Consider the following 15,938-nt stretch of genomic DNA (forward strand, 5'->3'; position numbering starts at 1 on the left):
TAGTTAGAAGTGTTTCGGATGTTTTGTTATTTAAAAAAATGAAGCTATGGTCGATGACACCCTCACTTTCCCGCTTATCAATTGCGGTAATAAGGTGTCTCGAAGTTGGGTGAGGGTTTCAATTCGATCTTTATTCATAAGTCTCTTCTTAAAAAGAGATGATTCTATCTTAAGTAACTGATCTATCAATGAAGAAGGAGCAATTTCAACAGTTAATGCTGACAAGTCCTTTATGGTAATTTGTGATTGAGCTGAACCACTGTCCAAGTGCCTAAGCCCTTTAGGAGCTAACAGGTAATACAAGTATTTCCCGTAAACTACTGTATCAATCATAATTGACAAATTGGTTAGGTAACAATCCTTTTCTGCGATTTTGACATCACCAGTGCCTCCCACTCCTCGTGCAACAACTATTAAAGTCCCTTCAGAGCAGTTCTTCTGTGGATATTTGTTGATGTATTTGTATCCTGAAAAAGTCATGTAATTTCCGGTTCCAAGCTTTTCTTTCTTGGGCATGGTTCCATATTTCAATTGAGCAAAATCCCCAATATTCTTCACCTCCCATCCCTCAGGCACCCACTTCTCCAAAGTCTCATTGTATTCAAAACTGCTTGGGAAAAGCTTGGCGAGTTCGGGGTTTGCATAGATTAAAGGAGCACCGTTTTCGGTAGTGGCAGATTCCGCATCAAGTGCGGAATGACGGTCTAAAATGGCTTTGCGTTTCTCGGCTTTGGTTTTTAGTGCCTCGGGAATCTCTTTACCGGCTGCAAGGGCATTATCCACCACGGGGTCAAAGTCTACAAACCAGCTTTTGAAAAGTGCCTGGGCCATGGCCTCCAGCGTTTGGTTCATCTTGCGGTTGAGCTCTATTTTGTCATCCAGCGTGCCTAAAATGTGGGCAATGGCTTTTTGTTCGGGGACGGGAGGTATTTGAGTTATTATTGGGTGAATATGATTTCTATTTAAAGTAGGTACAGCACTTCCACCTCTGTAATTCTTCAAATTTAAAGTGATGAGAAAGTAGTATATAAAGTATGCATCATTCCCTTTAAAATCATCAATATAAAGTGTTGTATTATGAGACCAACAATCTTGGTTTGTTAAGAAAGGATTTCCAACATTCCCACTCCTTCCGATAGATACACATGGTGCCTTAGTGGTAATCTCATTATGAAATCCAATAATCCCATTGGAACCAACGACAGGAACACCTTCATCTACCATTTTAGTCTTTGGTAAGTCATGCCCCCTTCTGAAATTTACAATTTCACCTAAAGTAGTTTCGCGCCACTCACTCATACCCCAACAGCTTTAAGTTTTCAGCAATAGCCTTGTCCAGTTCGGCAGCTTCGGCCATTTGGCTTTTCAGGGTTGCGGTGAGGTCGGTCATTTTTTCCTCAAAGGGCACTCCATCGTCTTCCTCTTCGGCTACACCTACATAGCGGCCGGGGGTAAGTACGTAGTCGTTTTTTTGGATGTCTTGTAAAGTGGCAGATCGGCAATAACCCGCAATATCGTTGTAGTCCTCCCCCGCCTCCGGCACCCCCTCCAGAGGGGGACAATTACGCCAGTTATGGTAGGTAGAGGCGATGTGTTCAATATCATCTTTGGTGAGTTCCTTTTGAGTACGGTCTATCATGCTGCCCATATTTCGGGCATCAATAAAGAGGGTTTCACCAGTGCGCTTGCGGTAGCCGTGTGCTTCGTCTTCCTTCTTATTCTTGGTAATAAACCACAGGCAAACGGGTATTTGGGTTGTGTAAAACAACTGGCCGGGCAGTGCTATCATGCAATCTACCATATCGTTTTCTATCAGTTGCTTGCGTATGTCGCCTTCACCGGAGGTATTAGTACTCATAGATCCATTGGCCAATACAAAACCCGCGGTACCGGTTTCGCTCAGCTTGCTCAGCATGTGTAGGATCCAGGCATAGTTTGCGTTTCCGGCCGGAGGAGTGGTGTAGCCCGCCCAACGGCTATCGTCTTCCAGTTCATTTTTTTCGCGCCACTGGCTTTGGTTAAAGGGCGGGTTGGCCATAATGTAATCGGCCTTCAGGTCGGGGTGCTGGTCTTTAAAAAAGGTGTTGGCCGGCACATCGCCCAGGTTGGCCGAAATACCACGAATAGCGAGGTTCATCTTGGCCAGCTTATAGGTTACCGCTGTGTATTCCTGCCCGTAAATGGAAATATCCTTGGTGTTTCCCTGGTGGCTTTTTACAAAGTCGATACTCTGCACAAACATTCCACCGGAGCCACAAGCGGGGTCGTAAATCTTCCCTTTGTAGGGTTCCAGCATTTCGGCAATGAGGTTTACAATACACTTTGGGGTGTAAAATTCACCACCACCTTTACCTTCAGCGGCAGCAAAGCGCCCCAGGAAGTATTCATAAATACGGCCTACCACATCTTCTTCGGCATCGCCCGTAGTGTCAATATTGTTGATAGTGTCCAGCAGGGCAGCGAGTTTACTTGGGTCGAGGTTTAAGCGCGAGAAGTAATTGTCGGGCAAAGCTCCTTTCAGGGAGGTGTTATTTTTTTCAATGGTGTGAAGGGCGGTATCTACAATCAGCGCAATGTTGTCTTGCTTAGAATTTTCCATCACAAAACTCCAGCGGCTTTCGGGCGCAAGGAAGAAAACGTTCTTCATGTTGTAAAACTCTTTCATCTCAAGGTATTTCTCCTTGCCTTCTGTTATGAGTTCTTGCCTGCGCTCTTCAAAGGTATCGCTGGCAAACTTTAGGAATATGAGTCCCAGTACAACGTGTTTGTACTCAGAGCTTTCAACGTTACCACGGAGTTTGTTGGCAGCATCCCATAGCTGCTCTTCCATAGTCTTGGTGTTTTTAGTTTTTGTTTTGGGCATCGAGTGATTTTAAAGAGAGGTGAAGGTAAAGAAGGTATTTGTTTTATTCGGAGATAATGTAGGTTAAATACCTACATTTTTTAGTGTCAGAACCTTGCGAGTAAGGGAGTTTGTGAGGTAAAACTTATAAAGTTAAAGCAATTGGATGATAGAAAAATCCCTGAAATCTGGGATTTTATCGCTTTTGAAATCATATTACCTTAGAGGTCAGTTAACTAAGGTCTGACTTTAATCAAACCAACCAAACCATGAGAAAAATTTATAGGTACAAAGACTTAACAAAGGTTGTACAAAAGGAAGAACATGTAACCCTTACTGTTGAATTCGTCACGGACGGGAATACAGGTGTAACCGCAGTGAACATTCCCGGGCCAAATGATCCAACTATTCTGAATGAAGGCTCTGCCAATATTGGGAAAGGTAAAGACCTGTATAGCGAGTTAACAGCCTGCGTGACAGATGTAGCTAATCCTATTCCAGAAGAAGATACAATCACTGTTCGCTACTTCATTAACGAGGATTTATTGTTAGAGCATACTAATGCAAAATCTGTCTCTGATCAGCCGATGATTATTTTGATGATCAAATTTGTAGAGTCATGAAAAGAAATATCATAGTGCTTAGCTTTTTGGTGTTTCCTTTCTTACTATTTTCTCAGGAGAAGTTAAGTAAACTTAAGGCGCCAACCTCTCCAGCGGCAAGTGTTTTAGGACTTCAACCGTCCGTTGTACTTGCCCCAAAATCTTATGAAGCATTGGAAACGGCCCTCTTTACGAACTTTGTTGAGGAAGGTTCAGTGATAATTCCAAATGATTTATCTGTTGAATTCACACCTTATTGGGCAAAGGATCATAGCCTAAGTTTGGATGAGTATCTTTTTCCCGAATCATTTGGGGATCAGCTTTGGCGTGGATCTTCATTTTCGATCGCTTCAAGTCAAAATTTCTTGCTTGAGGATAGTACCAAATCCAATGGACTGTCATTTGGATACCGAACCACATTTTATTTTGGAACAAAGAATTGGAAAGAGTCTGTAGTTGGAAAGGTTAAAGCATTGAATGCAAGTCAGGCGGTTGTCGCTGGTATTTTTTCGGAATTGATCCTTTTATATCCAAAGTATGCTGATAGAATTAAGCTTCTTAATGCAATTGAACCTATTATGCTTATTAAGATCAATGAAGTTGGAGCTTATGAGAACCCTTCAAAAGTGGTTGTTGAAATAGTTGCTGAAATGAAGAAGAGTGAGGTTGTTTATGATCAAAATAATCCAGATGACTTTGAAAAGGAGTTTTTGATAGTTCTTGATAAGCATTTAAAAAGTGAGGAAGTATTTGAGGCAGTTAAAGAGGATATTTTGAATAGGAAAGGGTGGTCAGTTGATTTTGCCTATGCAGGAGTGTTAAATTTTCCTTCAAATGATATGGGTTTTTCATATGTTCCAAAACAAGCTTTTTGGTTATCTCCGACATATGATTTTTCCAATAAGTGGAGTTTTTTGAAGTTAGTTGGTGTTCTAAGGTATGAGTGGTACAATCAAGGTTACTACAAAAGATACTTTCCTTCAAAGGACATTTATGAAAAAAACTTTGACTACGGATTTTCGATTAATACTGAATTTGAAAGATTCTCAATCAATATCGAGTTTGTTGGAAGAAGTAGTAGTTCTGAAATATTGGCTGGAATGGATTCGGAGGGTAATCAACTTTACCGTATGGATCAGCAGTCAGATAATCAAATCCTTGGAACATTTAACTATAACTTGACTGATCAATTGGTTTTGAGCTATTCTTTAGGGAACAAGTTTGTTGGTATAATCTACCCTGATGATACTTTAGTGTCTTTACTAACTCTGAATTTTGGGTTTGGTGCGCCAACTGAAAAAGATCTTGATTTGATTAAGAATTAGTTAGGTAATCTGTAGGTAATTGATTTAAGCATTTGGAAGCGAAAAGCATCTAAGAAACTCTCTCCTATTCTTGAATTTAATTTTATTGCTATGAAAAGGATTTGTTTAGGGATTATTCTGACACTTGGAATATTTAATTTTTTGGAAGCACAGTCCTTTCAAAGAATGGCTATTGCCAAAGGGACATATAAACTTTCTGCTGGATCAAGTAGTAAGGTAACAGCTTATTGTTTGGATTTTACCAGAAAGGCTCCACGAGGAGGCATGCAGTATGGAAATATTCTTAGCGGTGGTGCACAGGCGGTAGTTAGAGTAACTTCGGATGCTGGGGTTGTAACAAGACTGACTTTAGATGACGCGGTCAAGCGTGGGTACATTGGAATAGAAGGAATGGAGGCTTTAGAAGGGCGAGGCAAAGAGGTGTTGGAAGAATTAATATCCACTTCATCACAGTCAGGTAAGGAATCTATTGAGCTAAAGGAGCTTTTACAAAATTGGGATAATTTTTCAGAGGTGGAAAAAATGCAGTTAGAGCGAGAATTAACCCAAATTCTTCAACTTACAGAAGAAGGTAATCACTCTGCATTAAAATTTGTAAATAAAACTGACCTAGACATTGAAATAGACCTGATAGACAACCTCCAATTAGGCTCTAGGTCTGAGGCAAATCCCTTGACCGGGGTTGATAGTTATAATTTATCGAGGGATCCTAATTTGCAGGATAAGATTCAGAAGGAAATAGTGTGGAGAAACCGAGAGTCACAAAATCTTAAGAGTCTAAAAGAGATTGGAGTTTACGATGGTAAAACAACAATTGCATCGAATGATTATTCTTATATACATGGTATATATTCAGAGATTCAACAGAGTCATAATTTAACAGTCACATCATCTGAGGTAGGAGTATTTTCTGAGGCCATGGAGAAGTGGGTGAAATCTGAGAAAAGTAGATTAAGTAATACTCTTTCTTCCATTGGTTTTGATGGTGATTTTCAATCAGCGGTTAGAGCTTATCAAAAACATTGTGGCTACAGTGAAACAGGAGCTTTTTCAAAATCTCTTAGAAGCAGGTTAGCTAAAGATTATAATAGGGGCATTTATGTAAGTCAAAACGGGAAAGTTTATAATACCAAAATACTTAAAAGAAGTGCAGGAGAAGAAAGAATGTTTGAACTTGGTGATAATGTTTACTTAAGCTTTTCCTCAAGACATTCAGTTGATAAAATTGAAAAGATATTATCGGAGAGAAATTATATACCGGATGAATTTGAAATAATTTCGCTGGTGCAGGATCAGGCAACAATAAATATTTTGGAAAAAAGATTTCCCCATAACCATTTAACTTTTGGCACTTCTGAGATGGCTGATTTTCTTAAACAGTTAAAAAGCAGGAAACGTAAGTCCGTGATTGTTCTGGGACATGTAGAGAATGGGACATTTTTTAGCAAAATGAGAGATGGTCGTGAATTTTCCATTAGCATAAGTGACTTGAAGCGGTTGGGAGATGAGTTTGACATTAATATTTTTCCTATGGGGTGTAATACTGGAGATTTTGGTTCTGGCATCGGAAATGTTTTTAATTCGGTTGATGCACTGAACCGTCTAGAACCTGCCATTAATAACAATAGGAATATGATGGGTTTTTTACGTGAATTGTCTGGTGAGGATATGAAGGTAATAATTGATGAAGTACCTTTTCAGGAAAGAGGATATTTAAGGGCAAAAGTTGAAAAAGTCATGATTCAGGATGGGGTGGTTGTTCTTGCTACAGCGGGGGTGGCAGGGCTTCTTATTTTTCAAGACGAGGCTTATTCAAACCATAAAGAGTAATAAGCAATGGGAAATAATAATATTCAACTAAGCCAGAGAGCCCCTGTGAATGAAATTGTTGGGCTCTTGCAAACGCACAACGAATCAGAATTAGATTTATTAAGGCAAAGGTACCCTGGCTTTTTGGAGATTCTTAAGCCTGGCCTACCTATGGGGGATAATGAAAACCAATTAGACACAGAAAAAGAGTTAGAAATGAGAGCCACCGTTTGTGAGGCGGGCTTAAATTTAGTTTTTGAAAAGGCAGGAAACCTGCTTCCACTACTCAAAGGCAGACTAAAGAAATTAAATGGGGTTCAGTTTATTAGTCAAATTCTTGTTCTGTTAAGTGGGACTACCATCTTAGCATATTTTAAAGAAGATCATGAAAAAATTGTTTCCATGATTGTAGGTTTTTTTACCTTGAGTGCAGGAATACTATCTCTTTATGTACAAAGAAAATCAGGAACTATTATTTCTGAAAGTGGTGGAATAACAAAAGTATACAATGAACTCACAGACTATCAACTGAAAGCTGAGATATATTTAAATGAACTTAAAATACTTCGTGAAATTAATTGGTCTAAACCAAATGAGCAAGTCATGCAGATTATTACTGAAGCTAATTTGATTAGCTCTGAAATGAATCGTATAATAATAAAGTATTAAGCTATGAAACTTCTAGTTATTTCATTTTTCATACTACTTATGGCAAGTTGTACTTCAAGAGAAGATGAGACGGTACAGATTTTCGAAGAAAGTGTACACAATTTAGACCTGGAAAAAGTTCAGAGTATGTGTACGGAGGATACACGCTTTTATTTTAAAGTTGCAATAGAGCCGTTGTTTAAATTTTCAGGTAGAACTGAACTGAATTCAGTTAAAAAAATAGCATTATCACTGACTTGTACGGGTGAGGGAAGAAAGAGAAATTGCAGTTATCTGGACAGTGCTGGAGAGATTCATACATTTGAGTTATCACTTGTTGAAGACTTTGAGGAGTTAGGGAGTTCACGTTTGCTTATTGACATTGAAAGAAAGTATTTCTTCAAAGAATAGAATCGTTTATATTAACTTATCTTGATCCATTATCAATAACTTTAAGCATATTAATAATTTTATTTATCGTAGGTGTTTCTTGCTTCGGCTCATCAAGCGTAATGCTGCAAGCAAACCCCCACATTTCCACAATATCAGATAGAGCAATAGGATAAGGTGCATACTCTTCATTGTCAGAGTAAAGGATTACTTGCTTTGAGTTTTCTTTATCCTGAAAAACCCGTTTGAATACGATTCCTTCATCCTGTGTAACCACAATGTAAGTGTGACCATCCTTGTAGTTTCGAATGTCTTCGAGGTATTTACCAACTACATAAGAGCCATTCTGGAGAGGTTGCATGGAATCACCACTGATAGGAAATGCCCTGAGCTTGTCTTTACCCAAAAACGGAATTCTAAGTGTGTCCAGTTGTTCGATAAACTCAGGATCGGCATAACCTGATAAGTAACCAGCAGTTGCTTTGTGGGTAACAATTTCAATGGCATTTTCGTTGTCTGGACTCACTTTGATCGGTAGTAATACCCGATTACCCTCAAGTTCGACCAGTTGGTCAAGATCCACCTTGGATAAATCCACGTTAATCAGAATATCCAGACTAAGCGAGTAAAGACTGGCAATACGCTTTAGAGCAGGTATTGGAGGTTCAGCTCTTCCTGTTTCATACTTAGAATACATTTCACGCGAAACGGCCAATTGATCGGCAACTTGAGCTTGCGTCCAGCTTTTGCGTGAACGTAATTCCTTGAGGTTGTTGGATAAAATAGTACTGGTCATAATACGACCGTTTAAAGATTGCTTTATTGGTCAAATGTAGACCAAATTTGCAAAACAATCAAGACGAAATGTTAGGCGATAGATCAATTGTACATATGGATATGGACACCTTTTTTGTGTCCTGTGAACGACTTCAGGATAGTCGTCTAAATGCTGTTCCATTGATAATTGGCGGCCATTCTGCGCGTGGAGTAGTGAGTTCATGCTCTTATGAAACCAGATACTTTGGAGTTCGGTCAGGGATGCCAATGAAGCAAGCTTTGCGCTTGTGTCCCGATGCCAAAGTCATAAAGGGAGACATGGAGTTGTATTCCAAATATTCCAATTTGGTAACAGAAATAGCGAATGAGCACGCGCCAATGTTGGAGAAGTCCAGTATTGATGAGTTTTATATCGACATATCCGGTATGGATCGATTTTTTGGATGTCTACAATGGACGACAGAACTTTCAGATAAAATAAAACGAGAAGCAGGACTACCAATCAGTTTTGGATTGTCTGTAAATAAGACCGTTGCCAAGATTGCAACGGGGGAAGGAAAGCCGTTGGGAAGGATAGAAGTACCAGCAACAGCTGTTAGGCCATTTATGAACCCCTTATCCATAAAAAAGATTCCTATGCTGGGCAATGCTACATTTCAAATATTGGCACGTATTGGTATAAGGAAGGTGCATACATTGGCAGATATGCCCGTTGAAGTCTTGCAACGGATATTGGGGAAAAATGGAATAAGCCTTTGGAAGAAGGCCAACGGTATAGATAATACACCCGTTGAACCTTACCATGAGCGAAAGTCTATTTCCACGGAAAGGACATTTAATCAAGATACTTTTGATGTGGATATGCTTAGGCGGCTACTGGTTTCAATGGTTGAGAATTTAGGCTTTGACCTGAGAAAAGAAAACTGGCTGACTTCAACCATTACCTTAAAAATTAGGTACAGCAATTTTGATACACATACACGCCAAAAACGGGTGGCTTATACTTCGGATGATCAAAAAATATTGGAGGTAATATCTGAATTATTTGATAAACTCTACGAGCGGAGAATGCGATTGAGACTCATAGGAATAAGTTTTTCAGGGTTGGTAAGAGGTAGTTATCAAATAGACCTATTTGAGGATACTCCCCATAAAATAGCCCTGTATCAAGCAATGGACAGTATGCGTATGAGATATGGAAAAGAAGCTGTTACTCGAGCCGCTAACTACACACCAAAACCACGATAGATGTTTCTGAACTGCCATTCATATTATTCATTGCGCTATGGTACAATGTCAGTGGAAGAACTGGTTAGCAATGGTGTTGCAACGGGGGCAACGGCACTTGCCCTTACCGATATTAACGCAACAACTGGAGTATTTGATTTTATAAAAGCTTGCAATGGGGCCAGCATAAAACCAATAGTAGGTTTAGAGTTTTGGGAAGAAAGTTGCAAATACATAGGGTTAGCAAAAAACAGGGAAGGGTTCAAGGAGTTGAATGAAATTCTAACTCAGCGAAACCTTAAAAAGGAACCGTTGCCTGACCGTCCAATGGCAGACAATGTTTTCTTAATTTATCCTTTTGGAAAGGAGCCAAAGAACCTACAGGAAAATGAATTCATAGGAGTACGGCCGGATCAAGTAAATAAGCTTTTGCAGTATCCAAATATCAGCCGTTGTGTACCGTTGCAGCCGGTTACTATGGCAGCAACATCGGATTTCACCTTTCACCAAGTATTGAGGTCAATTGATAATAATACTCTGGTTTCTAAGGTGGATAAAACGACTTTAGCAGCTCCTCATGATACCTTCTTTCCGTTTCAACGGTTGCAGCAACGGTTTTCGGTTTACCCAGAAGTCTTTAAAAATGCAGAAAGGATAATTGAAGATTGCAATTTTGAATTTGACTTCAGCACTCCAAAAAATAAGAAGTATTACACAGGCAGCAAGCACAGTGATAGACAATTACTGGAAAGTTTAGCGAAGGAAGGTATTGTAAGGAGATATGGCAAGGGAAATCTCGAAGCTATGAAGAGGGTAGCGAAGGAAATTGATGTGATTGATAAACTTGACTTCGCGGGGTATTTTTTAATTACCTGGGATATTATTAGATATAGTCAATCAAGAGGCTTTTTTCATGTGGGTAGGGGAAGTGGGGCAAACAGTGTGGTGAGTTATTGTTTGGGCATAACCAACATTTGCCCCATAGAGCTCAATCTTTACTTTGAGAGGTTTTTGAATTCCAGCCGCAAAACACCTCCTGACTTTGACATTGACTGGAGCTGGAAGGATCGTGATGATATTTTGGATTACATATTTAAACGATTTGATAGCCGTTGCACTGCTTTTACTGGTACCGTTGCTAAGTTTAAATATCGTTCTACCATTAGAGAAGTAGGTAAGGCATTGGGGCTACCAAAGGAAGAATTGGACATACTTTCAAAAGCGCGAGCAACGGCTATTGATCTTTCTGATCCAATAGTTAGTCAAGTAGTAGATATAGGGCAACGGCTGGAGGGGTTCCCGAATCAACGGAGCGTACATTCTTGTGGTGTAATTATTTCAGAGGAGCCATTGACGTATTATACAGCTTTAGACTTACCTCCAAAAGGTTTTCCAACTGTACAATTCGATATGTATATAGGTGAGGATATAGGCTTTGAAAAGTTTGATATACTCAGTCAGCGAGGTATTGGGCACATCAATGAATGTGTAGAGATCCTAAAAGAGAATCGAGGCGTAGAAATAGATATACATGCCGTTGATAGCTTTAAAGACGACCCGTTGCTCAATGAGAAATTAGCAAAAGGCGAAACCTTAGGTTGTTTTTATATCGAATCGCCAGCCATGCGCGGTTTGCTTAGAAGGTTAAAATGTGACAACTATCCAGTACTTGTAGCAGCAAGCAGCATAATAAGGCCGGGGGTAGCCAAGTCCGGAATGATGCGGGAATATATTCAGCGCCATAATGATCCCGAGAACTTTGAATATTTTCATCCTGTTTTTGAAGAACAGTTGGCAGATACCTATGGTATAATGGTATATCAGGAAGATGTAATTAAGATAGCAGAAGGTTTTGCCAAACTGGATCCAACAGATGGTGATATTCTAAGAAGAGCCATGAGCGGAAAAACCAGATCAATTAAAGAACTGGATGCTATTAAAGGGAAGTTTTTTGCTAATTGTAAAGAACTTGGCTACGATGATAATCTCGCTCAGGAAGTTTATAGGCAGATAGAGAGTTTTGCGGGGTACTCCTTTTGTAAGGCACACTCGGCCAGCTATGCCGTTGAAAGCTACCAAAGCCTGTATCTAAAGACATATTACCCCATTGAGTTTATGGTAGCTGTAATTAACAATTTTGGCGGCTTTTACCGAACCGAAGTTTATGTACATGAAGCAATTAGAGCAGGAGCAACGGTACATGCACCGTGCATAAATACCAGTGATTACAATACTAAGGTGGTCGGAAATGAAATTTACTTAGGCTTTATTCATGTCGAGGGCCTAAACGAGGAAACAATTAAAACAATACTACTGCAACGGCAGCAACAAGATCTGTTTCTTTCTTTGGATGATTTTATGAGTAGAGCGAATGTAGGTTTAGAACACTTACAAACACTTGTCTATACTGGTGCTTTCAGATTTACAGGATGCTCAAAGAGTGAATTGATTATTCAGGTGAGAATGAAGTTTGTTGCAACCAAACCACAACCGTTGCAACAGTTATTTCAGTCTCCAACAAGGGATTTTACTTTACCAGAATTGGAGCGAACCCCAATTGAGGATGCATTTGATGAAGTTGAGATACTTGGATTTCCAATAAGTATTCAGCCATTTGATCTATTAAAAACCAATTTTCGTGGTGATGTCTTCGTTAAGGATTTACTAAAGTATCAAGGCCAAGTTGTGAGAATGCTGGGGTACTTAATATCTCAAAAGCCAGTACCAACGTCAAGAGGCTTAATGTACTTTGGTACTTGGATAGATCATCAAGGTGAATATTTCGATACTACCCATTTCCCAGATAATCTTCAGAGGTATCCATTTAGTGGTGGTGGATGTTATCTTCTTAGAGGCAAAGTAGCCGTTGACTTTCACTTTCCCACCATTGAAATTCTGCAAATGGCCAAATTGCCATATAAACCAGATCCACGATATGGAGAGGAGGGGCAGTCTAAGGAAAGGAAATCTGTAAATAATGACATTAACCCTTGGATACCTCAGAGAGCACCTTATCCATCGAAGGATGATCGAGATAGATCTTTCAATAATTCTTGAAATCCTTGATTTGGTTATTTCATACCAAAATCTTCCTTTAGTTTATCAAACGTTGCCCCAAACAACCAAAGGCCCCCAAACCATCCGCTAAATGCGATAATAGATGTTTCGATTACATCTCTATTAGCTACTATAACAACACAAAATATCTTTATTATAAGAAGTATGTTCCCTACGATGGTCATTTGCTCTGGTGTCTATCTTATAGCAAGATAGAATTTATTACTAAATTCATAATGTAATAAAATTGAGAATTATGTGTGTTTATACAACTCAGGAGGCAGACTTTACAAACAAGTATTCCAATTGGAAGGATTTGGTAACTCGAAGTATTCAACCAGTCACAACATGGATAGAAAGTCCTGAATTCATGGAAGTAGATAGACCTCAATTCAAAGATCGGTCACCCGTTATTGGAATTGGAAACTGGGCGACTATTCAGTACAAAAAAGGTGATCAATACTGGTGGGATTGGGCACAATTTGCCCCAACTGTAAGTATGTGGCCTGGTGGCAAGAAGATGCCATATTACAATGCTAAAGTAGAAACTCTTGTTGGATATTTTGAGGAGGACAAACGAGGCGAATTTCCTATGAGGGTAAGAGATGACTTGCAACAGCGAACCTGTGTTTTTTGGGTGAATTCATTTTTTGAAAGTAATGGGAATAAAACCAACCCCCGCTGGTTTAATATCCACAGAAAAGATGATAAGATGATACCCTTAGCTGCGTTTTATCACATTGAATCAGATCCAGAGGGAGGTACAGCTTTACCTTCCTTCACTATTATCACACGAGATCCATATCCTCTGGTTGCCGAAACCGGTCACCCTCGCTCCCCTGGAGTTCTACCCCATGAATACTTTATGGATTGGATGGATCCTGCACTTAATATCTATGATAAGTTTTCACTTATAGCTGAAACAGCTGATGGAGAGTATGTGATTGATGAAGTTGAAAAGTCAAGTGTTACTAAAAGAACGGAACACGCGACCCAGCCGATTGAAGGTGGAAGAGCTGTGTTTGTTGGAGAGTTGGAGTAGCTTTAATTCTTACTTAGTTGTTGTATTTCGTAGCATTAAGTCGCTTGTCGCGATTTACATGCCTATAGTCTTTTTCTGATAGAATGGCTAAGTCAAACATTTCGTTCATACGACTACCAACTCGTTGACCATATCGTTCAACGAATTGTTCTTTAGTAAGATTTGTGCACAGATGAGTGATGATTTGTTGTTCGTCCATCTTAGCGTATCTTCTTTCAAGAATCCTCCTTAGGATATCTTCTTTCTTTCCGTAATGAACAGCGTTTTCTTCGGTGTCAATATCATCGAAAAGCCAGTTGCCACTCATATACTTTTTTAATCCCTCATCACCGTCCTTTTCATATGCTGATACCATATCTTGAGTGGAAACAATATTAAACCGTTGTGATTCTAAGTCTGAAAACTGCATTATCCATAGGCGTAGAATTTTGAACATGGTTGATTTTCCCGATCCTGGTTTTCCGAGGAGAAATATCCCACGGTTATTTTTTTGGCTTACCTGCTTCATGCAAAAATTTGCAACACTTTTGGTATTTCGGGTAAACTCAAATCCGAACTTATCCCATTTTTCAGGGCAGATTTTTCGAGCTATTCTGCTAAAAAGTTGTCCAGCTTCTTTTTGGGATATCTCTTTCGCTGGAGGTTTTTTGTCATTTATTTTATCAAGGTAACCTGGTGGAAGTGATACTACTGGGTTGGATTTTATCTTTAAGGGATTCCTTTCCCAGTGTGGTGATTGGATATGCTTCATGTTAGCTAACTTTGAAAGGTGTTCAATAGGGTTCATAATGTATATTGGTTTTGATTAAAATCTATCTTTTCTTTTTTTTCGGAACTTTTTTCTTTTTGGATAAAGGGCAGTGTGTTGATGAGCGTAGCCTTCCAATTGGTGATTTTTTTGTTTTTGCCCGTTTTCCAATGGTTTTCAGTCCATGAATAATATTTAGCTCGAAGAGCAGTTGGGTCAACTGTCATTTTCATTTTTGTCGCTTGATCAAAACCAAATTTTTCAAAATCTTCGAGGGAGGGGTGCTCTTCCTCCTTCTTAAATTCTTTTAATTGTTGTTTCTTTATTTCTTTAATTGTTGTTGATTGATTGTTTACTTCTGGTTGCTGAGATGTTACAGCGCTTGTTGGTGTGTTAGTTAGTGAATTGCTTTTAAGAGCCGATGCCCTTGATGGATACTGCCTTTCAGTTTGTTTTGGAAAGTTTATTTTACTTGTTGGCTTATCATTAGTTATCTGTTTAAGAATCGGTGAATTCTCAGGTGGATTTGGCTCATTGCAATTGGAGGAGAAACTGTTCCGGATATTTTCAGAACCCTGCATTTCATGCCAATTGTTGATTGTAATAACTTGGTATTTATTAGTGGGGGATCTAGAAATCGTTTTGCTTCTCTCAAGTTTATTCATGGCAGTTCTAAGTTGTTGTGTGCTTAATCCTAACTGGAGGGACAGTTTGTTCCAACTTATAATAGTGGATCCTGCTTTTATGGTTATACCTTTCCATGGTTTGTCTTCGTAGTTTGCAGTTAGGAGTAAGTGTAAATAGAGCCTAACTACATTTGTGTCACTATACCATTCCCATTGTAATAGGCTTCTATAGAATTTAAGCCATCCATTTGTCATCATGTTTTTTGAATTAGAGGATTATTAATTTTTCTATCTTAATTTTTGTTTCTATTTGATTTGTTAAAAATTCTAGGCCGGAATTATAGGGACATATTTTGTTGTTCCACCAATATCTTAGTGAGCTCATTGACTCTTTCAATTCGAGAAACCCGTTTCGGTTTCCGAATGATGCTAGTTGATGAGTCCTGCAGGTTCTGGTTATTAATAGTTGCAAAAATCTCGTTCTGTTGAATTGGGTCAAGCTGCTTTAGAAGCAGTTTGATAGCCTCAACAGTACCATGATTATTATTTACAACTAATGATTGCATTCAGTTAATTTGACCTTTGGGTTGGAGCTATTTGCTTTTTAGGTTTACATCAAAATTTTCACAGATCTCTTTGTTGTAGAGTAATATTCTATTGGTTGCTGTATAATATATTACTTAGATTTTTTAGTGAAATAGTTTGTTGAGTTGAATCAATTAATGTTGTCAGGTGTCATGATGTTAGTGTTTTGTAATTCATGTTTGTTATTTGTTTGTTAATATTTATTTATACATTTGTTTTGTCAAAGATATGTAAAAAGTTACATAGTGTATAAAAAGTTG

General features: G+C 38.9%; 13 protein-coding genes. 8 read left to right on the forward strand and 5 right to left on the reverse strand.

Going from position 1 to position 15,938, the window contains the following annotated elements:
• Nucleotides 1-30: 30 nt before the first annotated feature.
• On the reverse strand, nucleotides 31-1,299 hold the full coding sequence (locus tag OWEHO_RS17620; RefSeq protein WP_014200389.1) for a restriction endonuclease subunit S: 1,269 nt from the start codon (nucleotides 1,297-1,299) through the stop codon (nucleotides 31-33).
• Nucleotides 1,292-2,863: a class I SAM-dependent DNA methyltransferase gene (locus tag OWEHO_RS00010; RefSeq protein ID WP_014200390.1), complete on the reverse strand. Its 1,572-nt coding sequence runs from the start codon at nucleotides 2,861-2,863 to the stop codon at nucleotides 1,292-1,294. Before OWEHO_RS00010 ends, OWEHO_RS17620 begins: the two co-directional genes overlap by 8 nt.
• Before the next feature lie 248 nt (nucleotides 2,864-3,111).
• Here OWEHO_RS00010 and OWEHO_RS00015 point away from each other — a divergent pair, with 248 nt between their 5' ends.
• The 5 genes from OWEHO_RS00015 to OWEHO_RS00035 all read left to right on the forward strand — a co-directional run bounded on the left by OWEHO_RS00015 (nucleotide 3,112) and on the right by OWEHO_RS00035 (nucleotide 7,637).
• On the forward strand, nucleotides 3,112-3,465 hold the full coding sequence (locus tag OWEHO_RS00015; RefSeq protein ID WP_014200391.1) for a hypothetical protein: 354 nt from the start codon (nucleotides 3,112-3,114) through the stop codon (nucleotides 3,463-3,465).
• The gene (locus OWEHO_RS00020; RefSeq protein ID WP_014200392.1) at nucleotides 3,462-4,769 is read left to right on the forward strand and encodes a hypothetical protein; all 1,308 of its coding nucleotides are present in this window, start codon (nucleotides 3,462-3,464) and stop codon (nucleotides 4,767-4,769) included. The genes OWEHO_RS00015 and OWEHO_RS00020 overlap by 4 nt, the downstream gene beginning before the upstream one ends.
• A 90-nt stretch (nucleotides 4,770-4,859) precedes the next feature.
• Nucleotides 4,860-6,599 (forward strand): hypothetical protein, encoded by a 1,740-nt coding sequence (locus tag OWEHO_RS00025; protein ID WP_014200393.1) that lies wholly within the window; start codon nucleotides 4,860-4,862, stop codon nucleotides 6,597-6,599.
• A 6-nt stretch (nucleotides 6,600-6,605) separates the two neighbouring features.
• Complete coding sequence (locus OWEHO_RS00030; protein WP_014200394.1) at nucleotides 6,606-7,247, forward strand: hypothetical protein; 642 nt, start codon at nucleotides 6,606-6,608, stop codon at nucleotides 7,245-7,247.
• A 3-nt stretch (nucleotides 7,248-7,250) separates the two neighbouring features.
• Nucleotides 7,251-7,637 (forward strand): hypothetical protein, encoded by a 387-nt coding sequence (locus tag OWEHO_RS00035; protein WP_014200395.1) that lies wholly within the window; start codon nucleotides 7,251-7,253, stop codon nucleotides 7,635-7,637.
• Between the two features lie 16 nt (nucleotides 7,638-7,653).
• On the opposite strand, the gene OWEHO_RS00040 is transcribed toward OWEHO_RS00035, so the two are convergent.
• Complete coding sequence (locus OWEHO_RS00040) at nucleotides 7,654-8,412, reverse strand: LexA family transcriptional regulator (protein WP_014200396.1); 759 nt, start codon at nucleotides 8,410-8,412, stop codon at nucleotides 7,654-7,656.
• A gap of 68 nt (nucleotides 8,413-8,480) precedes the next feature.
• On the opposite strand from OWEHO_RS00040, the gene dinB reads away from it, so the two are divergent.
• The 3 genes from dinB to OWEHO_RS00055 all read left to right on the forward strand — a co-directional run bounded on the left by dinB (nucleotide 8,481) and on the right by OWEHO_RS00055 (nucleotide 13,719).
• Nucleotides 8,481-9,641: a DNA polymerase IV gene (gene dinB / locus OWEHO_RS00045; RefSeq protein ID WP_014200397.1), complete on the forward strand. Its 1,161-nt coding sequence runs from the start codon at nucleotides 8,481-8,483 to the stop codon at nucleotides 9,639-9,641.
• A complete protein-coding gene (locus OWEHO_RS00050) occupies nucleotides 9,642-12,677 on the forward strand; it encodes a DNA polymerase III subunit alpha (RefSeq protein ID WP_014200398.1) in 3,036 nt (1,011 codons plus the stop codon).
• 256 nt (nucleotides 12,678-12,933) lie between these two features.
• A complete protein-coding gene (locus OWEHO_RS00055) occupies nucleotides 12,934-13,719 on the forward strand; it encodes an SOS response-associated peptidase family protein (protein ID WP_014200400.1) in 786 nt (261 codons plus the stop codon).
• Between the two features lie 13 nt (nucleotides 13,720-13,732).
• Here OWEHO_RS00055 and OWEHO_RS17625 read toward each other — a convergent pair whose 3' ends face one another.
• Both OWEHO_RS17625 and OWEHO_RS00065 read right to left on the reverse strand, forming a co-directional pair.
• Nucleotides 13,733-14,470, reverse strand: a complete 738-nt coding sequence (locus tag OWEHO_RS17625) for a hypothetical protein (protein ID WP_143764421.1) — start codon at nucleotides 14,468-14,470, stop codon at nucleotides 13,733-13,735.
• 32 nt (nucleotides 14,471-14,502) lie between these two features.
• The gene (locus OWEHO_RS00065; protein WP_041627265.1) at nucleotides 14,503-15,351 is read right to left on the reverse strand and encodes a hypothetical protein; all 849 of its coding nucleotides are present in this window, start codon (nucleotides 15,349-15,351) and stop codon (nucleotides 14,503-14,505) included.
• Nucleotides 15,352-15,938: the final 587 nt, after the last annotated feature.

Source organism: Owenweeksia hongkongensis DSM 17368, from assembly GCF_000236705.1.
In the GTDB taxonomy this organism is placed as follows: Bacteria; Bacteroidota; Bacteroidia; order Flavobacteriales; family Schleiferiaceae; genus Owenweeksia; species Owenweeksia hongkongensis.